Below are 19,305 nucleotides of genomic sequence, written 5' to 3'. Positions count from 1 at the left end.
CGGATTGTGTCCTGTCCCCTGTGCTGTCAGCTCAGCCGAGGTCCAGCGTGCCGGCGGCGTTGCGGGCGTCGTGCTGCTGGACCCGGTCGAGGTACGCCTTGGACTTCTGCACCTCGTTCTCCAGCACGCCGATCGTGGTCGACATGTTGTCGAGCGCCTTGAGCTTGAACTCGTCGATCGAGTCCATGGTGGCGTAGATGTTGGCGAACGCCGCCTGCAGCTGCTCGATGCCGATGGTCGAGGACGCGGCCTGCTCCTGGATCGCGGCGGAGTTCTCCTTGAGCATCTCGGAGGTGCGCTGGATCATCGCCGAGGTGGTGGTGTTGAGCGCCGTGATCTGGTCGAGGACCAGCTTCTGGTTGCTCAGCGCCTGGGCGACGATGACCGCCGTACGCAGGGCGGAGATGGTCGTGGTGGTGGCCCGGTCGACGCCCTTGATCAGCTCGATGTTGTTCTTGATGATGATGTCGATCGCGAGATAGGCCTGGATCGACACCGCGAGCTGGGTGAGCAGGTCCTGGTGCTTCTGGCGGACGTAGAACAGCACGTCCTGCGACAGGGTCTTGGCCGTCTCGGGGTCGCTCAGCTCCAGCTCGGCGATCTTGGCCGAGAGCTTCGCGTCGAGCTTCTCGGCGACGTAGATGTACTGGTTGAGCCGGCCCATCACGCCCCAGAGGTTGGTCTTCTCCAGGTTGAGCGCGACGTTGTCGCGGGTCAGCTCGTCCTGCCCGCTGCGCAGCGAGTGGAGGATGCCGTTGAGCTGGCTCTGGGAGGACTGGTACTTGCGGAAGTAGTCCTCGATCTTGTCGTTGAAGGGCAGCTTGTCCCACCACTTCTTCACGCCGGTCGCCTGGCCCGGGTCGAGGTCCTCGACCGTGCGGCGCAGCTCCAGCAGCGTCTTGCCGACCGTCGAGCCCTGGGCGATGCCGCCGGACCGGAGCGCCGTCACCGGCTTGTCGAGCATCCGGTTCGACGTCTCGGCGGCCTTGCGGATGTCGGCGTCGCCCATGGTGCGCACGTTCTCGGCCTGCGCCGCGAACTCCGGGCTGCCGGCCTTGGCCGCCGCGAGCGAGGTCAGGAAGTTGTCGACCTTGGCGTCGAGCTCGGGCACCATCGACGCCTCGACCTGGGGCGCCATCTTGGGCGCCTGGGTCTCCACGACCGGCGCCGGCGCCTCGGGGGCCGTCAGCTGGATGACGGGCTCGGGAGGGGCGAGCGGGGCGGGCTCGGGGGCAGCGGCCTGGGAACCGTCGGTGGTCATGGGAGCGAGCCTATCCAGCCGACCCGACGTTCATGCAGGGTCAGCGGCCAAGTTCAGGGTCCGGCTCAGGGATCCCACCGACCTGCGCGGTACCCGGGAGCTCGACGAGGAACCAGGGCATCATCCACTGCGCGATCGGCCCGATGGTGAGCGCGTAGACGACCGTGCCGATGCCGAGGGTGCCGCCGAGGACCAGGCCGACGAGGACGACGGTGATCTCGATGCCGGTGCGCACCAGCCGGATGGAGAGTCCGCTGCGGCGCACGATCCCGGTCATCAGCCCGTCCCGGGGGCCGCGACCGAGCTGGGCGCCGATGTAGAGCGCGGTGGCGAGGCCGCACAGCACGATGCCGCCGACCATGAGCGCGATCCGGGCGGCCAGGTTGCCGGGCGCGTCGACCATGCCGAGCGTGGCGTCGGCGGCGAGGCCGACCACGATCGCGTTGGAGATCGTGCCGAGGCCGGGCTTCTCGCGCAGCGGGATCCACAGCACCAGCACCACGAAGCTGAACAGGACGACCGCCTGGCCGAGGGTGATGGGGACGTGCCGGATGAAGCCGGAGTGCAGCACGTCCCACGGCGCCAGGCCGATGTCGCCGAGCACCATCAGCGCCAGGCTGACGCCGTAGAGCCACAGGCCGGCGTACAGCTGGACGAGACGGCGCGGCAGCCGCCCGGCGCGGAGCTGGGCGACGGGGCCCAGGTCGGCGAGCTGGACGGCGGCCCGAGGGGCGGACGCGGCGATCGACATGACACCAGGGTGACCGGGATTGGACTGTTCCGAAATAGCCAATCGTGAGAGAGTGGCCTGCATGGTGCAGTCCACTTTGACCGCGACCCGGCTGGCGAGCCTCGTCGGCGGGTTCGACAGGTCGCCGGCGTACGTCGGGCTCGCCGACGCGCTGCGCGAGCTGATCGGCGACGGCCGGATCGGCTACGGCACCCGGCTGCCGAGTGAGCGCGACCTCACCGAGGCGCTCGGGGTGTCGCGGACGACGGTGACCCGGGCCTACGCGCTGCTGCGCGAGTCCTCCTACGCCGAGGCCCGCCAGGGCGCCGGCACCTTCACCCGGCTGCCCGGCGGACGCACCCGCGCGCTCGACCGTGCGCTGTGGCCGAGCGACGTCGGCAACGGCGTCATCGACCTGGTCTGCGCGGCGGCGACCGCTCCCCCGGGCATCGCGGCGGTGTACGCCGAGGCGGCCGCCGACCTGCCCGCGCACCTCGGCGGGCACGGCTACTTCCCCGCGGGGATGCCGGACCTGCAGGCCGCCATCGCCGCGACGTACGACGCCCGCGGGCTGCCGACCGCGCCCGAGCAGATCATCGTCACCCCGGGTGCGCTGGCGGCGACCGCGGTGGTCGGGAGCGCGCTCGCGGGGCCGCGGGACCGGGTGCTGATGGAGTCGCCCACCTATCCGAACGCGGTCCGGGCGCTGCGCGCCGGCGGCGGGCGGCTCACCACGATCCCGCTGGACCCCTCCGGCTGGGACCTCGACGCCGTCGCGGCGACCCTGGCCCGGCAGCGGCCGCGGCTGGTGCACCTGATGCCGGACTTCCACAACCCGACCGGCCTGGTGATGACCGAGGCGGAGCGGGAGACCTACGCCCGGCTGCTCGCGCGGCACGACGCCGTCGCCGTCGTCGACGAGGCGCACTACCTCGTCACCCTCGACGACGGCGCCACCGCCGGCACACCCCTCGCCGCCCTCGCGAAGGACGCGGTCTGCGTCGGCAGCGCGAGCAAGAGCATCTGGGGCGGGCTGCGGCTGGGCTGGATCCGGGCGCCGCACGCCCTCATCGACCGGCTCACCCGCGCCCGGGTGGGGCTCGACCTCGGCGTACCCGTGCTCGAACAGCTGGTGCTGACCCGGCTGCTGTCCGGCGACCTCGAGCCCGTCCTGCGGGTCCAGCGGGCCCGGCTGCGCGAGCAGCGCGACGCGATGGCCGGCGCGCTCGCCGAGCACCTGCCCGACTGGGAGTTCCGGCCACCGGCCGGCGGGATGGTGCTCTGGTGCCACCTGCCCGTCGCCGGCGCGACCGCCCTGTCCACCGAGGCCGAGCGACACGGCGTACTCCTCGCCCCCGGGCCGTCCTTCGCGCCCGAGGGCGGCCTGGACCGCTACGTCCGGCTGCCCTACGCCGTCGCCGCGCCCGACCTGGTCGAGGCCGTACGCCGGATCGCGGACGCCTGGGCGGTCGTCACCTCCGGGCGGGTCGGCGTCGCTGCGCCGCCGACGGGGGCCGAGCCGGTGCTGGTGGCCTGAGGCGTCGTACTTGTCGGGTGTTACTTGCACTTGTCGGGCGTTGCAACGCCCGACAAGTGCCGGAATCGCCGGTCGACCGGCGATTCCTGCAGCCCGCTCAGGCCAGGTCGACCGCCCGGATCGACGTCGCCTCGATCGCGGCCTCGATCTGCGCGAGCGCGTCGGCGGGGATCGCGGAGTCGACGGACAGCGCGACCAGCGCATCGCCGCCCTTGGTCTCCCGGGAGACCTGCATGCCGGCGATGTTGATCTGGGCGTCGCCGAGGATCTGGCCGACGGTGCCGACCATGCCGGGCCGGTCGACGTAGGTGAAGAACGCGAGGTGCTCGGTGGGCTCGATGTCGACGAGGTAGCCGTTCACCTCGACCAGCCGCTCCTTCTGCGCGATGCCGACCAGGGTGCCGCTGACCGAGACCTGGGTGCCGTCGGCGAGGGTGCCGCGCAGGGTGATCAGGTTGCGGTGGTCGCCGCTCTCGCCGTCCATGACCAGGCGGACCACGATCCCGCGCTCGGCCGCGAGCAGGGGCGCGTTGACGTAGGACACCTGGTCCTCGACCACGCCGCTGAACACGCCCTTGAGGGCGGCCAGCTCGAGCACCTTCACGTCGTGGTCGGCGATCTCGCCGCGCACCTCGACGTCGAGCTGCTGGGCGACCTCGCCGGCCACGGCGGTGAAGATCTGGCCGAGCTTCTCGGTGAGCGGGATGCCGGGGCGGACGTCCTCGGCGATCACGCCGCCCTGGACGTTGACCGCGTCGGGCACGAGCTCGCCGGACAGCGCGAGCCGCACCGACTTGGCCACGGCGACGCCGGCCTTCTCCTGGGCCTCGTCGGTGGAGGCGCCGAGGTGGGGCGTGGCGACGACGTTCTCGAGCTCGAAGAGCGGGCTGTCGGTGCACGGCTCCTGGGCGAACACGTCGAGCCCCGCGGCCGCGATCCGGCCGGTCTTGAGGGCGTCGTAGAGCGCGCCCTCGTCGACGATGCCGCCCCGCGCGGCGTTGACCAGCACCAGACTGGGCTTGGCCTTCGCGAGCGCCTCGGCGTCGATCAGCCCGGTCGTCTCGGCGGTCTTGGGCAGGTGGACCGACATGAAGTCCGACTCGGTCATCAGCGTGTCGAGGTCGACCAGACGGACGCCGACCTGGGCGGCGCGGCCGGCCTGGACGTAGGGGTCGTAGGCGATCACGTTCATGCCGAAGGCCGCCAGCCGCTGGGCGACGAGGACGCCGATCCGGCCCAGGCCGACGATGCCGACGGTCTTCTCGAACAGCTCGATCCCGGTGAACTTCGACCGCTTCCACTCGCCGTTGCGCAGTGCGGCGTGCGCCGGCGAGACGTGGCGGGCGGCGGCGAGCATGAGCGCGATCGCCAGCTCGGCCGCGGAGATGATGTTGGACGTCGGGGCGTTCACGACCATCACGCCGGACTGGGTGGCGGCCTTGACGTCGACGTTGTCGAGGCCGACCCCGGCCCGCGCGACGACCTTGAGCCGGGTCCCGGCCGCGAGCGCCTCGGCGTCCATCTTGGTCGCGGAGCGGACCAGGATCGCGTCGGCGTCCGCGATCGCCGCCAGCAGCTCGCCACGGTCCGCGCCGTCGCAGTGCCGGATCTCGAAGTCCGGCCCGAGCGCCTCGACGGTGGCGGGGCTGAGCTCTTCGGCGATGAGGACGACGGGGCGCGCGGTCGGGTCGGTCACAGCGGGTCCTTCGCAGGTGCGGTTCGAGAAGGGGCGCACGGCGCTGTGCGGGCGCGGCCAGCCTACCCCTCGAAGAGCGCCTGTCCGACGTACTCCCCCTCGCCGACACCGGGTGGTACGGCGAACAGCGCCTGGCCGGTGAACCGGAGGTACTCCATGAGCGCGTCGGACTTCGACATCGCCCGCTGCAGCGGGATGAAGTGGGTGCGCGGGTCGCGCAGGTAGGCGATGAAGAACAGCCCGGCGTCGAGGCCGCCGACGTCATTGCTGCCGTCGACGAAGTTGTAGCCACGGCGCAGGATCCGGACCCCGTCGTTGGTGTCCGGGTGGACCACGCGCACGTGGGAGTCGACGGGGATGATCGGCCCGGCGCTGCCCTGCATCGAGAAGTCCGGTTCGGTCATCTCCTCGCCGCCGGAGAGCGGGGCGCCGGTGCCCTTGGTGCGGCCGATGAACTGCTCCTGGGCGTCCAGCGACTGCCGGTCCCAGACCTCGATGGTCATGTTGATCCGGCGGGTCACGAGGTACGAGCCGCCGACCAGCCAGGCCGCCTTGGCGTCGTCCTGCGCGCCGACCCAGACGTGCTGGTCGAGGGCCTCGGTCTCCTCCGCCTTGATGTTGGCGGTGCCGTCCTTGAAGCCGAACAGGTTGCGCGGCGTGGACTGGCTGGTCGAGGTGGTCGAGGTGCGGCCGAAGCCGAGCTGGGACCAGCGCACGGTCGTCGTACCGAAGCCGATCCGGACCAGGTTGCGGATGGCGTGGACGGCGACCTGGGGGTCGTCGGCGCACGCCTGGATGCAGAGGTCGCCGTCGCTGCGGGCGGGATCGAGGACGTCGGCCGAGAACCGCGGCAGCCGCTCCAGCGCCTCGGGGCGGCGCTCCGCCAGTCCGAACCGGTCCTTGCCGTCGGCGTCGACGAACAGGCCCGGGCCGAAGCCGAAGGTGATGGTGAGCCGGCCCGGCGGCAGGTCCAGCGCCTCGCCGGTGTCGTCGGGCGGGGCGTTGCCCGGCCCGTCGACCGCGCCCACCGGCCCGGCCGAGCCACCGCCGGTCATCCGGGCGGCGGCGTCGGTCCACGCCTTCAGCAGCGCGACCAGCTCGTCGCGGTCCTCGGTCGTCACGTCGAGCGCGACGAAGTGGAGCCGATCCTGGGCGGGCGTGACGATGCCCGCCTGGCGCTCGCCGTGGAACGGGTACGACGCGGCCGGCGCCGCGACCCGCTCGGGGTCGGGCGCCGCGAGCCGGCCCGCCGCGAAGGCGCCCGCCACGCCGGCGGCGGCCGCGCCGCCGCCGAGGAGGCCGCGCCTGCTGAGGCGACCCCCGGTCAGGAGGTCACCGCCGCGGTGAGCTTCGAGAGCGGCTCGGACAGCGCGTTGACCGCGTCGGTCATCTTCTTGGTGTCGGCCGGCGTGAGGTCGGTGTAGAGCACGAAGCCGTCGCCGTCGCGGTACTGGTCGAGCACCGACTGCAGCGCCGCGAACTTCGCGGTCAGCTCCTTCGCCAGCTCCGGGTCCTTGCCCTCGAGCAGGCCCTGGACGCCCTCGTAGGCGACCCGGGCGCCGTCGACGTTGGCCTGGAAGTCCCACAGGTCGGTGTGGGACCAGGCCTCCTCCTCACCGGTGATCTTGCCGTTCGCGACCTCCTCGAGCAGGCCGATCGAGCCGTTGGCGATCGCGTCGATCGGGTAGGTCAGCGCGTCGGAGCCGGTGGCCTGGATCCGGCCGTCGAGCTCGGTGACATTGGCGAGCAGGTCGTCGCCGTACGTCGTGCGCTCGGCGCTGGTGAGGGCGGTGTAGCCCTTCGCGTCCTGCGGCCACAGGTCCTTCTCGATCCGGTGCCAGCCGGTCCACTTCTCGCCCGCGGCGAAGTCGACGTCGGCCTCGCGGGCGTCGGTCAGCGGGTCGAGGTCGCCGAACGACTCGGCGACGGTCTCGATCCGCTCCCAGTGCTCCCGCGCCACGGGGTAGAGCGCCCGGGCCTCGTCGTCCTTGCCGCCCTCGTAGAGCTGGACGAACTCCTTGGTCTTCACCAGCAGCTGGGCGGACTGGTCCTGGACGTAGGCCCGGTAGTTGGTCTGCGCCTGGTCGATCAGCTCCTGGTCGGACGCACTGACCGCCTGCTCGTCCTCCGAGTGGGTGACCTTGAACGCGGCCCGGATGCCCTCGCCGACCATGCCCGGCTTGCAGGCCGTGAAGTAGTCGCCCTCGGGCGCGTTGACGGTGAGCTTCTTCGTCAGGTTCGGGCCGATGTTCTCGACCTCGCCCACGATGCGCAGGCCGTCGCTGCCGAGCAGGTAGAACTCGGTGACGTCCGAGCCGGTGTTGGTGACGTCGAAGCTCAAGGTGCCGGCCGGAGCCTCCGTCGCCGACAGCTCGCAGGCATCGGCGCTGGAGCCCACGGTCAGCGCCCGGGCGTCCGCCTTCGCGTCACCGCCGCCGGAGGAGGCGTTCTCGGTGCAGGCGGAGAGCATCGGTACGACGGCCAGGGCGGCCGCCGACGCGAGCAGGGTCTTGATGCGCATGGATCAGTGCTCCTGAAGCTGACGGGTGGGACGGACGAAGCGGGTGCGGAACAGGAAGAGCCCGCCCACGGGGACGACGTACAACAGCCAGGCGGCGGCCTCGAGCCAGGTCGTCGCGGGCGAGAAGTTGAAGACGCCCTTGAGGAGGGTGCCGTACCAGGACGACGGCGGGATCGCGTCGGAGACGTCGAAGGCCAGGGTGTGCAGGCCCGGGAGGATGCCGGCCTCCTGGAGGTCGTGGATGCCGTAGGCGAGCACGCCGCCGGCGACCAGGATCAGGAAGGCGCCGGTCCAGGTGAAGAACACGGTGAGGTTGAGGCGGATCGCGCCGCGGTAGATCAGGTAGCCGAGCGCGACGGCGACCAGGATGCCGAGCAGCGCGCCGACCAGCGGCTCCCAGGTCGGCGTCACCGTGCCGACCGTGTCGCGGGTGCCGGCCTGGGTGGCGGCCCACAGGAAGAGCGCCGTCTCCAGCCCCTCGCGGCCCACGGCCAGCATCGCCACGACCACGAGCGACCAGCGTCCGCCCTCGGCCGCCCGGTCGATCTGGCCGCGCAGCTCGGTGCCGAGGCCGCGCGCCGCGGTCGACATCCAGAAGATCATCCAGGTCACGAACGCGACGGCGACGATCGACAGGGTGCCGCCGATCGCCTCCTGGGCCTCGAAGGTCAGCCCGCGGGGACCGAAGGTCAGCGCCGCCCCGAACGCCAGCGCCACCGCGACCGCGATGCCGACGCCGGCCCAGATCCGCGGCAGCAGCTCACGGCGCTCCGACTTCACCAGATAGGCCACCAGGATGCTGACGACCAGCGCGGCCTCGAGGCCTTCGCGCAGTCCGATCAGGAAGTTGGCGAGCACGAATGTCGAGAGTACTCCGCATGGTTAGCCTTGCCTAATGCGGGGGCGGTGGTCGTCGTACCCGGGGGCGGGTTCGCGCCAGACGCTGCCTGTCGCGGCACCAGGGCTCTAAGGTCGGGAGCACCAGGTTCGCCGTCGACGAAGGAGTCAGGCCATGCGCGTTTTCACGACGTTCGAGGAGCTCACCGAGGCCGCCGGGACCGATCTCGGGTCCAGCGACTGGGTCACCATCGACCAGCGCCGGGTCAACCAGTTCGCCGACGCGACCGGCGACCACCAGTGGATCCACGTCGACCTGGAGCGCGCGAAGGAGGGACCCTTCGGCGGCACCATCGCCCACGGCTACCTGACCCTGTCGCTCGTGCCGTGGCTGGGCTCGCAGGTGTTCACCCTGCGTACCCCCGGCGCCAAGCTCAACTACGGCGTCAACAAGGTCCGCTTCCCCACTCCCCTGCTGGTCGGCAAGCGGATCCGGCTGCACGTCCGGCTGGGCGAGGTCGTCGACATCGCGAGCGGGAAGCAGCTGACCGTCCAGCACACCGTCGAGATCGAGGACGAGGCCAAGCCGGCCTGCGTCGCGGAGACCGTGGTGCTGCTGCTGCCGTAGGGCGTGGTCGGAATCGCCGGTCGACCGGTGATTCCTGCACTTGTCGGCCGTTGCAACGCCCGTCAAGTGCAAGAAACGCAGGACAAGTCAGCCGACCCGCGACTCCCAGGCCTGCGCGAGCGCCTGCTCGAACACCTCGGTGGGCTGCGCGCCCGAAATCCCGAAGCGCCCGTCGAGCACGAAGAACGGCACGCCGCTCGATCCGTACGCGCGCGCCTGCGCGACGTCGGCCATCACCTCGTCGCGGAACTCGTCGCTGCCGAGCACCTCCTCGACCCGCTCGGCGTCCAGCCCCGCCGCGGTGGCGGCGCGACGCAGTACGTCGTGGTCGCCGAGCGACTCCCCGCGGGTGAAGTACGCCGCCAGCACCTGCTCCATCAGCTCGTGCTGCCGGCCCTCGGACGCGGCCAGGTGGAGCAGCCGGTGCGCGGTGAGGGTGCGGGCGTGCAGCGCGTCGGCGTGGGCGAACTCGAGGCCCTCGCCGGCGGCGACCTCGTCGGCGCGGGCCATCATCGCGCGGGTGCCGGCCTCGTCGGAGCCGAACTTGCGGGCCAGCACCTGCACCGTGGTCTCGGTGCCGACCTCGGGCGCGAACGGGTCCAACTCGTAGGAGCGGTAGACCACCTCGACCTCGTCGCGGTGCTCGAAGGATGACAGCGCGCCCTCCAGGCGGCGCTTGCCGATGTAGCACCACGGACACACGACGTCGGCCCAGATCTCGATACGCACGACGGCTCCAACGCGACGTACCCCTGATTGCTTCCCCGGACATCCCCTAGGGGCCCCGGGGGCGAGGTCAGGGAAGGGTCAAGGGATCTGCCCGAAGCGGCGCGGGGCCCGCGGACGACAGGCTTCGGGACATGATCACAGTCGAGTCCCTCAGCAAGTCGTACGGCAGCTTCACCGCCGTCGACGACGTGTCGTTCACCGCCGCACCGGGCCGCGTCACCGGGTTCCTCGGGCCCAACGGAGCCGGCAAGTCCACCACCATGCGGGTCATGGTCGGCCTGACCGCGCCGGGCAGCGGCGAGGTCCGGGTCCTCGGGCGCCGGTTCGCCGACCTGCCCGACCCGGGCCGCGAGGTCGGCGTCCTGCTCGACGCGTCGGCGCAGCACGCCGGTCGCACCGGGCGCGAGATCCTCACCATCGCCGCGCTCACCATGGGCCTGCCGCGCACCCGCGTCGACGAGATGCTCGAGCGGGTCAGCCTGACCCCGGACGAGGCCAGCCGCCGGGTACGCAACTACTCCCTCGGCATGCGCCAGCGCCTGGGCATCGGTACGGCGCTCCTCGGCAACCCCGAGGTGCTGATCCTCGACGAGCCCGCCAACGGTCTCGACCCGGCCGGCATCCGCTGGATGCGCGACCTGCTGCGCGGCTTCGCGGACCAGGGCGGCACCGTCCTGCTGTCCAGCCACCTCCTGCACGAGATCGAGGTGATCGCCGACGACCTGGTCGTCATCGGCAACGGCCGGATCGTCGCCCAGGGCACCAAGGAGGAGCTGCTCGCCGGCGCCGGCACCCTGGTCCGCGCGGCCGACGGCGCCGCCCTCGCCGGGGCGCTCACCGCGGCCGGGATCACCGCCCGGCCCACCTCCGGCGGCGCCGTGCTCGCCGAGGCCGACCTCACCCGGGTCGGCAACGCCGCCTTCGCCGCCGGCATCGCCGTCACCGAGCTGCGCCCCGCCGACGGCGCCGGCCTCGAGGAGATGTTCCTGGCGCTCACCGCCGAGAGCCAGCGCGAGAGCGTCACCCACGCCACCACCACCCAAGGAGCAGCGGCATGACCGCCACGACCGTGTCCAGTCCCGAGACCGTCTCGACGGTCGCCACCGCGGAGCGGAGCCGCCCGGCCCCCGCGCGTACGCCCTTCCGCCGGATCCAGTACGTCGAGCTGCGCAAGATGTTCGACACCCGCTCGGGCTTCTGGCTGATGGCGAGCATCGTGATCACCGCCGCGATCGCCACCACCATCACCCTGCTCGTGGGCGACCGCGACGACCTGACCTTCGAGTCCTTCGCCGCCGCCATCGGCAGCCCGATGTCGGTGATCCTCCCGGTCATCGGCGTCCTCGCCGTCACCAGCGAGTGGAGCCAGCGCACCACGCTGACCACCTTCACCCTGGTGCCGGGTCGCTCCCGGGTGCTGGCGGCCAAGGTGCTCAACACCCTGGCCATCGGCTTCGTCGGCATGCTGATCGCCCTCGGCGTCGGCGCGCTCGGGAACCTGGTCACCTCGATGATCACCGGCGTCGACCCGGTGTGGGACATCTCGGTGTCGTCCTTCGCCCAGATCGTGCTCGCCAACGAGCTCGGCATGCTGGTCGGCTTCGCCCTGGGCCTGCTGTTCCGCAGCTCGCCGGCCGCGATCGTCGGCTACTTCGTGGTCAGCCTGGTGCTGCCCGGCCTGTCCGGCGCCCTCGCCGCCGCCCAGGACTGGTGGGCCGACAACTCCGGCTGGTTCGACCTGAACGAGTCCCGCTTCCTGCTCTTCGACGGCGGCCTCACCGGCCAGGACTGGGCCCAGCTCGGCGTCACCTCCGTGCTGTGGATCGTGCTCCCGCTGCTGATCGGCACCCGGCTCGTCCTGCGCTCCGAGGTCAAGTAGCCGACCCGGCTCGAAAGTGCAGAGAAAACCCGCCGACCCGGCGCGAAGTGACGGCCCCGACGTCACTTCGCGCCGGGTCGGCGCATTTCCCGAGCCAGTTTCTGCCGGGTCGGCGGACAGATGCCCCAAATGGGTGAGTCGCCGGGCTGGGAAAGGTGCGAACGTCGTGCCGTCTCGGCCGAGTCAACTGGGGGAACCGTGCGTCGTGGACATCGTCGGACCGGCATCGTCGTCCTGCTGCTGGCACTGGTTGCCGCGCTGTTCGCCGCCGAGGCCTCCGGGCCAACGGCGCTGGCGGCCCCGGCGCACCAGCGGCTGATCCCGTCGGCGGTGCCGGGACGCACGCCCAACCTCCTGGACGGCCGGACCCTGGCGATCGCCGAGGTCGGGAGCCGGGTGTTCGTCGGCGGCACCTTCACCCTGGCCCAGAACCCGGACACGAGCGCGCAGCTGTCGACGCCGTACCTGCTCGCCTACGACCGCGGCACCGGTGTCGTCGACCAGGCGTTCGCGCCGGCCCTCGACGGCAGCGTGACCGCGATCGTGGCCACGCCCGACGGGAGCGCGCTGTACGTCGCCGGCACCTTCAAGCTGGCCGGCACCACCAAGGTGCGCAACCTGATCAAGATCAGCACCAGCACCGGAGCACTGGTGCCGGGCTTCAAGAACCCCAGCCCCAACGGCAGCGTCCTCGACCTGGCGCTCGTGGGCAGCCGGCTGCTCGTGGCCGGCACGTTCACCACCGTGGCCACCCTGCCGCGGGCCGGCCTGGCGTCGCTCGACGCGACGACCGGCGACGTGGACGAGTACCTGAAGGTCGCCGTCGACACCAACCACAACTGGCCCTCCGGTACGGCGAAGGCCCCCGTCGGCGTCGGCAAGCTGGCCGCCAGCCCCGACGGGACCCGGCTGGTCGCGATCGGCAACTTCAAGCACGCCGACGGCCTGGACCGCGACCAGGTCGTGATGATCCGGCTCGGCGCGGACAGCGCCGTGGTCGACCCCGACTGGAAGACGCTGCGCTACACGCCGGCGTGCAGCAAGAACTCCTTCGACTCCTACGTCCGCGACGTCGACTTCTCCCCTGACGGCTCCTACTTCGTGGTGGCGTCCAGCGGCGCCGGCTACAACGGCACCCTGTGCGACTCAGCCGCACGCTTCGACGTGGCGACGACCGGACAGGACGTGCAGCCGACCTGGCAGGCCGCCACCGGACAGGACTCGCTGCTCTCGGTCTCGATCGCCGACAACGTGGTGTACGTCGGCGGCCACCAGAAGTGGATGAACGCCATCCAGAGCGGCGCCGACGAGCAGGCCGGCCAGGTGCCGCGCCCCGGCCTGGCCGCCCTCGACCCGCAGAACGGCATGCCGTTGAGCTGGAACCCGGGTCGGCACCCGCGCGGGATCGGTGCCGAGGAGCTGCTCGCGACCGACAGCGGCGTGTACGTCGGCAGCGACACCGAGTACATCGGCAATGGCGAGTACCGCCGGGCCCGGCTCGCCTTCTTCCCTGTGGAGGGCGGGTCGGCCCCGGTCACCCAGGCTGACCCGGTGCTGCCGCGCAGCCTCTACCGGCTCTCCGGCACGACCGTCACCACCCGGCAGTTCGCGGGCAGCTCGATCACCGCACCGACCACGGTCACCACGACCGGTGGCGCCAACTGGAACAACGTCCGGGGCGCGTTCATGATCGGCTCCAAGCTGGTCTACGGGTCGACCGACAGCAAGCTGCACTACCGCACCTTCGACGGCGCGGCGTTCGGCCCGGACACCGTCATCGACCCCTACAACGATCCGTACTGGAGCAGTGTCACCACCAGCGGCGGCACCCAGACCTACCGCGGCCGGGTGCCCACCCTCTACGGACAGCTCTCCAACGTCACCGGCATGGCGTACGCCGACGGCCGGATCTACTACACCCGCAGCCTGCAGGGGAAGGTGTTCTGGCGCTGGTTCTCGCCGCAGAGCCTGATCGTCGGGGCCGCCGAGTTCACGGTGCCGTCGTCGAACTTCCCGCTGCTCCAGGACGTGCGCAACCTCGTGTACGCCGACGGCCAGCTGTGGGCGGGCATGTCGACCAACCAGCTGTGGCGCCTGCCCGTGACCGACGGCGTCGCCGGTGGCGCCTGGACCCGGGTGAGCGGCAGCGGCATCGACACCAGCCCGGTGTGGTCGAGCGGCACCATGTTCCTCGGCCCGCTGGCCAACCAGCAGCCCACGGCGGCGTTCACGTCCTCCTGTGCCGGCCAGGCCTGCGCCTTCGACGGCCGCGGCTCGGTCGACGCCGACGGCACGGTCACCTCGTGGGCGTGGACCTTCGGCGACGGCGGGACCGCGACCGGCCCCCAGCCCAGCCACGTGTACGCCGCCCCGGGCAGCTACGACGTGACCCTCACCGTGACCGACGAGAACGGCGGCACCGGCACCACGACGCAGCCCGTGGTGATCCAGGGCGGCACCAGCCAGGTCGGGTACCGCGACTCGACGGGCAAGGCCACCAATGCGACCAGCATCGTCTCGCCCATCCCGGCGACCACCCAGCCCGGCGACGGACTGGTCGCGGTGGTCTCGGCCGCCACGACCGTCGTACCGGCGGCGCCGGCGGGCTGGGTCCAGGTCGGCTCCCCGGTCGCCACCGACGCGATGACCACGGTCGTGTGGCAGCGGGTCGCGGCCGCCGACGACGCCGGGCGCAATGTGACCGTCTCCTTCGGCGCGACCGCGGTCAAGGCGACGCTGAGCGTGCTGGCCTACTCCGGCACCGACCCCGGCGGCCCGGTCGCCGCCGTCGCCGGCTCCGCCGAGACCACTGCGACGACCAGCCATCACAGCCCGCTGGTCACCACGCCCGGCAACTGGGTGGTGACCGTGTGGGCCGACCGCTCCTCGGCGACCACGACCTTCGCCGAGCCCGCGGGCTCCACCGTGCGGCAGCGGCTGATCGGCGTGGGCGGCGCCCACGCGGACCAGCTGGTCGCGGACACCGGAGGACCGGTCGCCGCGGGCCAGTACGGCGACCAGGTCGCCACCGCCGACGCCGCCGCGAAGGGGACCAGCGTGACGATCGCCCTGCACTGAGGCCTGCACGTGCGAGGATCCCGGCATGGAGCTGACCTCGGCCTGGTGGTTCTGGGCTCTGCTGTCCGCGGTCTTCGCCGCGCTCACCGCGATCTTCGCCAAGGTCGGCGTGAAGGAGATCGACTCCGACGTCGCGACCTTCGTGCGGACCGTGGTCATCTTGGTGACCCTCGGCCTGATCCTGCTCGCGCTCGGCAAGTTCCACTCCCCCGGGCCGGTCGGGATCCGGACCTGGGTGTTCCTCGTGCTGTCCGGCCTCGCGACCGGCGCCTCCTGGATCTGCTACTTCCGCGCGCTGAAGGTCGGCGACGCCTCGCTGGTCGCCCCGGTCGACAAGCTGAGCGTCGTGCTGGTCGCGGTGTTCGGGGTGACCCTGCTCGGCGAGCGGCTCTCGGCCCTGCAGTGGGGCGGGGTGGCACTCGTCGGCGCGGGGGCGGTGCTGCTCGTGCTCAGTGGCTGATCAGTGGGTGAACAGGCAGAAGGTGTGCCCGGCCGGGTCGGCGTAGACGCGCAGCGGCTCCTCGGGGTCCTCGGACCGGTCGAGGCGCAGCACGGCACCGAGCTCGAGGGCGCGCCGGTGGCCCTCGTCGAGCTCGTCGTGCCCGTCGACCTGGAAGTCGAGGTGGAGCTGCTGCGGCACCTCGGGGCTCGGCCAGGTCGTCGGCGCCAGCTCGTCGACCTGCTGGAACGAGAGCCGCTCGCCGGACGGTCCGACGATCGAGCGCCAGTCGGTGAACTCGTCGATGTCGTAGCCCTCGGGATAGGACCAGCCGAGCAGGCGGCGGTAGAACTCGGCCAGCGTGGGGACGTCGGTGGTGTCGAGGACGGTGCTGCGCAGTCGTGGGTAGCCCATGGCAGTCACGGTGCCATCAGACGCCGACACCCCCGGACCGCGCGGGTCCGGGGGTGTCGGTCGGGTACGACGCGAGGTCAGCGCGCGGCCGAGCCCTCGGTGTAGTCGTCGTCGCTCTGGGCCCACGAGAAGTGCGAGCGCAGGGTCTTGCCGACGGCCTCGATCGGGTGCTGGGCACCCTTCTCGCGCAGCGCCATGAACTCCGGCGCGCCGGCGTCCTGGTCGGCGATGAACCGCTCCGCGAACGCGCCGCTCTGGATGTCGGCGAGAACGGCCTGCATGTTCTCCTTGACGCGGGCGTCGATGACGCGCGGGCCCGAGACGTAGTCGCCGTACTCGGCCGTGTCGGAGACCGACCAGCGCTGCTTGGCGATGCCGCCCTCCCACATCAGGTCGACGATGAGCTTGAGCTCGTGGAGGACCTCGAAGTAGGCGATCTCGCCCTGGTAGCCGGCCTCGGTGAGGGTCTCGTAGCCGTACTGGATCAGCTGGGAGACGCCACCGCACAGGACGGACTGCTCACCGAACAGGTCGGTCTCGGTCTCCTCGGTGAAGGTGGTCTTGATGACGCCGGCGCGGGTGCCGCCGATGCCCTTCGCGTAGGACTTCGCCAGGTCCCAGGCCTTGCCCGAGGCGTCCTGCTCGACGGCGATGATGTCCGGGATGCCGCGGCCGGCGACGTACTCGCGGCGCACGGTGTGGCCCGGGGCCTTCGGGGCGACCAGGATGACGTCGACACCGGCCGGCGGCTGGATGTAGCCGAAGCGGATGTTGAAGCCGTGGCCGAAGACCAGGGTGTCGCCCTCGGCGAGCGCGGGGGCGATGTCGTCGGCGTACAGGTGACGCTGGACCTGGTCGGGGGCCAGGATGACGATGACGTCGGCCTCCTCCGCGGCCTCGCGCGGGGTGAGGACGCGCAGGCCCTCCTCCTCCGCCTTGGCGCGGCTCTTCGAGCCCTCCTTGAGGCCGACGCGGACGTCGACGCCGGAGTCGCGCAGGTTCAGCGCGTGGGCGTGGCCCTGGCTGCCGTAACCGATGACGGCGACGTGCTTGCCCTGGATGAGGGACAGGTCGGCGTCGTCGTCGTAGTAGATCTCAGCCACGTCGGGCTTCTCCTTGCTGGTTGGTGATGGGGTGGTTTCAGGCGTTGGCGGCAGGCGGCACCGGGACGGCGACGGGCTTGCTGCGCTCCGAGATGGAGCGCGGCCCGCGGCCGATGGCCACCATGCCGGACTGCACGAGCTCGCGGATCCCGAAGGGCTCCAGCACGCGCAGGAAGTCGGCGATCTTGCCGTCGTTGCCGACGATCTGCATCGTGATCGCGTCCGAGGCGACGTCGATGACCTTCGCCCGGAAGAGCTGCACCACGTCGAGGACCTCGCCGCGGGTCTCCGCGGTGGCCGCGACCTTGACCAGGACCAGCTCGCGGTTGACCGAGGCGGCAGCGTCCAGCTCGACGATCTTGATCACCTCGACCAGCTTGTTGAGCTGCTTGGTGACCTGCTCGAGGGGCGAGGACTCGACGTTGACCACGATCGTCATCCGGGAGATCTCGGCGTGCTCGGTCGGGCCGACGGCGAGGGACTCGATGTTGAAGCCACGGCGGCTGAACAGCGCCGAGATCCGCGCCAGGACTCCGGGCTTGTCCTCGACGAGGACCGACAGGGTGTGCTTGGCCATCACAGATCGTCCTCGTCGAACTGGGGCGCGAGGTCGCGCGCGTACTTGATGTCGTCATTGCTCGTGCCGGCCGCGACCATCGGCCACACCATGGCGTCGCGGTGCACCCGGAAGTCGACGACGACGGGCACGTCGTTGATCTCCATCGCCTTCTGGATCGTCGCGTCGACGTCGCCGGGCGTCTCGCAGGACAGGCCGACGCAGCCGTACGCCTCGGCGAGCTTGACGAAGTCGGGGATCCGCTTGGAGTGCAGGTCGGTGTTGGAGTAGCGCTCGTTGTAGAACAGCGTCTGCCACTGCCGGACCATGCCGAGCGACTCGTTGTTGATGATGGCGACCTTGATCGGGATGTCGTTGATCGCGCAGGTGGCGAGCTCCTGGTTGGTCATCTGGAAGCAGCCGTCGCCGTCGACCGACCACACCGTCTGGCCGGGCATCGCGACCTTCGCGCCCATCGCGGCGGGCACCGAGAAGCCCATGGTGCCGAGGCCGCCGGAGTTGATCCAGGTGTTGGGGCGCTCGTAGCCGATGAACTGCGCGGCCCACATCTGGTGCTGCCCCACGCCCGCGGTGTAGATCGTGTCGGGGCCGGAGATGGCGCTGAGCCGCTCCAGGACGTACTGCGGCGCCAGGCCGCCGTCGGCGGGCGTCTCGTAGCCGAGCGCGTACCTGCGCTTCACGCCGGCGCAGAACTCGACCCAGCCCTCGTAGTCGCCGGTGTTGCCGGCCTCCTGCTCGGTGCGCAGGGTGGTGATCAGGTCGACCAGCACCTCGCGGACGTCGCCCACGATGGGCACGTCGGCGTAGCGGTTCTTGCCGATCTCGGCCGGGTCGATGTCGGCGTGGATCACCTTGGCGCCGGGCGCGAAGGAGTCGAGGTTGCCGGTCACCCGGTCGTCGAAGCGGGCGCCGAGGCTGATGATCAGGTCGCTCTTCTGCAGCGCCGCGACCGCCGCGACGGTGCCATGCATGCCGGGCATACCGAGGTGCTGCGGGTGGCTGTCGGGGAACGCGCCGCGCGCCATCAGGGTGGTGATGACGGGGATGCCGGTCAGCTCGGCGAGGGCGAGCAGCTCCTGGGACGCCCCGGAGCGGATCGTGCCGCCGCCGACGTAGAGCACCGGCTTGCGGGACTCCAGCATCAGCCGGGCCGCCTCCCGGATCTGCTTCGCGTGGGGCCGGGTCACCGGCCGGTAGCCCGGCAGGTTGAGCTCGGTCGGCCAGCTGAAGCTCGTGGTCGACTGCAGCGCCGACTTGGTGACGTCGACCAGCACCGGTCCGGGACGACCGGTCGAGGCGATGTGGAAGGCCTCGGCGATCTTGGTGGGGATCTCCGCGGGGTCGGTGACCATGAAGCTGTGCTTGGTGATCGGCATCGTGATGCCGCGGATGTCGGCCTCCTGGAAGGCGTCCGTGCCGATCAGCGAGGCGCCGACCTGGCCGGTGATCGCGACCATCGGGAGGGAGTCCATGTGGGCGTCGGCCAGCGGCGTCACCAGGTTGGTCGCCCCCGGGCCCGAGGTCGCCATGCAGACGCCGACCCGGCCGGACGCCGCGGCGTAGCCCTGCGCGGCGTGTCCGGCACCCTGCTCGTGGCGCACCAGGATGTGGCGGATGCTGCTGTCCATCAGCGGGTCGTACGCCGGGAGGATCGCGCCGCCCGGGATGCCGAAGATGTCGGTGACCCCGGCCGCCTCGAGGGACCGGACCAGGCTCTGTGCTCCGGTGATGCCGTCTGCCTTGGAATCGGCACTCGAGCCCTGCTGCTCACTCATCCGAGTCGTTCCTTGTCTGCTCTGGTGGGGCTGAACTGCTGGTGGCTACTCAACAAAAAACCCCTCGGTTGCTGGGCAACGAGGGGTGGACGCGCTGGCGG

At 71.3% G+C, this 19,305-nt stretch carries 17 protein-coding genes; 6 read left to right on the top strand and 11 right to left on the bottom strand.

Annotated features, from left to right (window positions below):
* Positions 1–31: 31 nt before the first annotated feature.
* Positions 32–1,261 carry a toxic anion resistance protein gene (locus tag JOD66_RS22305; RefSeq protein WP_204839011.1) on the bottom strand — a complete coding sequence of 410 codons (1,230 nt, stop codon included), beginning with the start codon at positions 1,259–1,261 and terminating at the stop codon, positions 32–34.
* A 40-nt stretch (positions 1,262–1,301) separates the two neighbouring features.
* Positions 1,302–2,012 carry a membrane protein YczE gene (gene yczE, locus JOD66_RS22300; protein WP_204839010.1) on the bottom strand — a complete coding sequence of 237 codons (711 nt, stop codon included), beginning with the start codon at positions 2,010–2,012 and terminating at the stop codon, positions 1,302–1,304.
* Between the two features lie 61 nt (positions 2,013–2,073).
* Here yczE and yczR point away from each other — a divergent pair, with 61 nt between their 5' ends.
* Positions 2,074–3,528 (top strand): MocR-like transcription factor YczR, encoded by a 1,455-nt coding sequence (yczR, locus tag JOD66_RS22295; protein WP_239545391.1) that lies wholly within the window; start codon positions 2,074–2,076, stop codon positions 3,526–3,528.
* Between the two features lie 97 nt (positions 3,529–3,625).
* Here the strand turns inward: yczR and serA are convergent, their stop codons facing one another.
* From serA to efeU, 4 genes are all read right to left on the bottom strand, one after another.
* Positions 3,626–5,224: a phosphoglycerate dehydrogenase gene (serA, locus tag JOD66_RS22290; protein WP_204839009.1), complete on the bottom strand. Its 1,599-nt coding sequence runs from the start codon at positions 5,222–5,224 to the stop codon at positions 3,626–3,628.
* 62 nt (positions 5,225–5,286) lie between these two features.
* Complete coding sequence (efeB, locus tag JOD66_RS22285; RefSeq protein ID WP_205126508.1) at positions 5,287–6,552, bottom strand: iron uptake transporter deferrochelatase/peroxidase subunit; 1,266 nt, start codon at positions 6,550–6,552, stop codon at positions 5,287–5,289.
* Positions 6,549–7,745 carry an iron uptake system protein EfeO gene (efeO, locus tag JOD66_RS22280; protein ID WP_204839008.1) on the bottom strand — a complete coding sequence of 399 codons (1,197 nt, stop codon included), beginning with the start codon at positions 7,743–7,745 and terminating at the stop codon, positions 6,549–6,551. Before efeO ends, efeB begins: the two co-directional genes overlap by 4 nt.
* A 3-nt stretch (positions 7,746–7,748) precedes the next feature.
* On the bottom strand, positions 7,749–8,603 hold the full coding sequence (gene efeU, locus JOD66_RS22275; RefSeq protein ID WP_204839007.1) for an iron uptake transporter permease EfeU: 855 nt from the start codon (positions 8,601–8,603) through the stop codon (positions 7,749–7,751).
* Positions 8,604–8,757: 154 nt separating this feature from the next.
* Here efeU and JOD66_RS22270 point away from each other — a divergent pair, with 154 nt between their 5' ends.
* The gene (locus JOD66_RS22270) at positions 8,758–9,210 is read left to right on the top strand and encodes a MaoC family dehydratase (protein WP_204839006.1); all 453 of its coding nucleotides are present in this window, start codon (positions 8,758–8,760) and stop codon (positions 9,208–9,210) included.
* 87 nt (positions 9,211–9,297) lie between these two features.
* On the opposite strand, the gene JOD66_RS22265 is transcribed toward JOD66_RS22270, so the two are convergent.
* Complete coding sequence (locus JOD66_RS22265) at positions 9,298–9,939, bottom strand: DsbA family oxidoreductase (protein ID WP_204839005.1); 642 nt, start codon at positions 9,937–9,939, stop codon at positions 9,298–9,300.
* A gap of 131 nt (positions 9,940–10,070) precedes the next feature.
* Here JOD66_RS22265 and JOD66_RS22260 point away from each other — a divergent pair, with 131 nt between their 5' ends.
* From JOD66_RS22260 to JOD66_RS22245, 4 genes are all read left to right on the top strand, one after another.
* Positions 10,071–10,997, top strand: coding sequence for an ABC transporter ATP-binding protein (locus JOD66_RS22260; RefSeq protein WP_204839004.1), 927 nt, complete (start codon positions 10,071–10,073; stop codon positions 10,995–10,997).
* Positions 10,994–11,818: an ABC-2 transporter permease gene (locus JOD66_RS22255; protein ID WP_204839003.1), complete on the top strand. Its 825-nt coding sequence runs from the start codon at positions 10,994–10,996 to the stop codon at positions 11,816–11,818. The genes JOD66_RS22260 and JOD66_RS22255 overlap by 4 nt, the downstream gene beginning before the upstream one ends.
* A gap of 198 nt (positions 11,819–12,016) precedes the next feature.
* A complete protein-coding gene (locus JOD66_RS29640; RefSeq protein WP_204839002.1) occupies positions 12,017–14,896 on the top strand; it encodes a PKD domain-containing protein in 2,880 nt (959 codons plus the stop codon).
* Between the two features lie 25 nt (positions 14,897–14,921).
* Positions 14,922–15,356: an EamA family transporter gene (locus tag JOD66_RS22245; protein ID WP_239545389.1), complete on the top strand. Its 435-nt coding sequence runs from the start codon at positions 14,922–14,924 to the stop codon at positions 15,354–15,356.
* Here the strand turns inward: JOD66_RS22245 and JOD66_RS22240 are convergent, their stop codons facing one another.
* From JOD66_RS22240 to JOD66_RS22225, 4 genes are all read right to left on the bottom strand, one after another.
* Positions 15,357–15,749: a VOC family protein gene (locus tag JOD66_RS22240; protein WP_204839001.1), complete on the bottom strand. Its 393-nt coding sequence runs from the start codon at positions 15,747–15,749 to the stop codon at positions 15,357–15,359.
* Positions 15,750–15,826: 77 nt separating this feature from the next.
* Positions 15,827–16,852 carry a ketol-acid reductoisomerase gene (gene ilvC, locus JOD66_RS22235; protein WP_204839000.1) on the bottom strand — a complete coding sequence of 342 codons (1,026 nt, stop codon included), beginning with the start codon at positions 16,850–16,852 and terminating at the stop codon, positions 15,827–15,829.
* Between the two features lie 37 nt (positions 16,853–16,889).
* Complete coding sequence (ilvN, locus tag JOD66_RS22230; RefSeq protein WP_204838999.1) at positions 16,890–17,429, bottom strand: acetolactate synthase small subunit; 540 nt, start codon at positions 17,427–17,429, stop codon at positions 16,890–16,892.
* Positions 17,429–19,204 (bottom strand): acetolactate synthase large subunit, encoded by a 1,776-nt coding sequence (locus JOD66_RS22225; RefSeq protein WP_204838998.1) that lies wholly within the window; start codon positions 19,202–19,204, stop codon positions 17,429–17,431. Before JOD66_RS22225 ends, ilvN begins: the two co-directional genes overlap by 1 nt.
* Positions 19,205–19,305 lie beyond the last annotated feature (101 nt).

Origin of the sequence: Nocardioides nitrophenolicus (genome assembly GCF_016907515.1) — a bacterium.
GTDB classification, from domain to species: Bacteria; Actinomycetota; Actinomycetes; order Propionibacteriales; family Nocardioidaceae; genus Nocardioides; species Nocardioides nitrophenolicus.
This window is presented reverse-complemented; position numbering and strand designations above follow the sequence as displayed.

What these genes read in the sequence shown, in the direction of transcription:
- JOD66_RS22305 (WP_204839011.1), bottom strand. Translation starts at nt 1,261, where the DNA reads ATGACCACCGACGGTTCCCAGGCCGCTGCCCCCGAGCCCGCCCCGCTC.
- yczE (WP_204839010.1), bottom strand. Translation starts at nt 2,012, where the DNA reads ATGTCGATCGCCGCGTCCGCCCCTCGGGCCGCCGTCCAGCTCGCCGAC.
- yczR (WP_239545391.1), top strand. Translation starts at nt 2,074, where the DNA reads ATGGTGCAGTCCACTTTGACCGCGACCCGGCTGGCGAGCCTCGTCGGC.
- efeO (WP_204839008.1), bottom strand. Translation starts at nt 7,745, where the DNA reads ATGCGCATCAAGACCCTGCTCGCGTCGGCGGCCGCCCTGGCCGTCGTA.
- JOD66_RS22270 (WP_204839006.1), top strand. Translation starts at nt 8,758, where the DNA reads ATGCGCGTTTTCACGACGTTCGAGGAGCTCACCGAGGCCGCCGGGACC.
- JOD66_RS22260 (WP_204839004.1), top strand. Translation starts at nt 10,071, where the DNA reads ATGATCACAGTCGAGTCCCTCAGCAAGTCGTACGGCAGCTTCACCGCC.
- JOD66_RS22255 (WP_204839003.1), top strand. Translation starts at nt 10,994, where the DNA reads ATGACCGCCACGACCGTGTCCAGTCCCGAGACCGTCTCGACGGTCGCC.
- JOD66_RS22245 (WP_239545389.1), top strand. Translation starts at nt 14,922, where the DNA reads ATGGAGCTGACCTCGGCCTGGTGGTTCTGGGCTCTGCTGTCCGCGGTC.
- JOD66_RS22240 (WP_204839001.1), bottom strand. Translation starts at nt 15,749, where the DNA reads ATGGGCTACCCACGACTGCGCAGCACCGTCCTCGACACCACCGACGTC.
- ilvN (WP_204838999.1), bottom strand. Translation starts at nt 17,429, where the DNA reads ATGGCCAAGCACACCCTGTCGGTCCTCGTCGAGGACAAGCCCGGAGTC.
- JOD66_RS22225 (WP_204838998.1), bottom strand. Translation starts at nt 19,204, where the DNA reads ATGAGTGAGCAGCAGGGCTCGAGTGCCGATTCCAAGGCAGACGGCATC.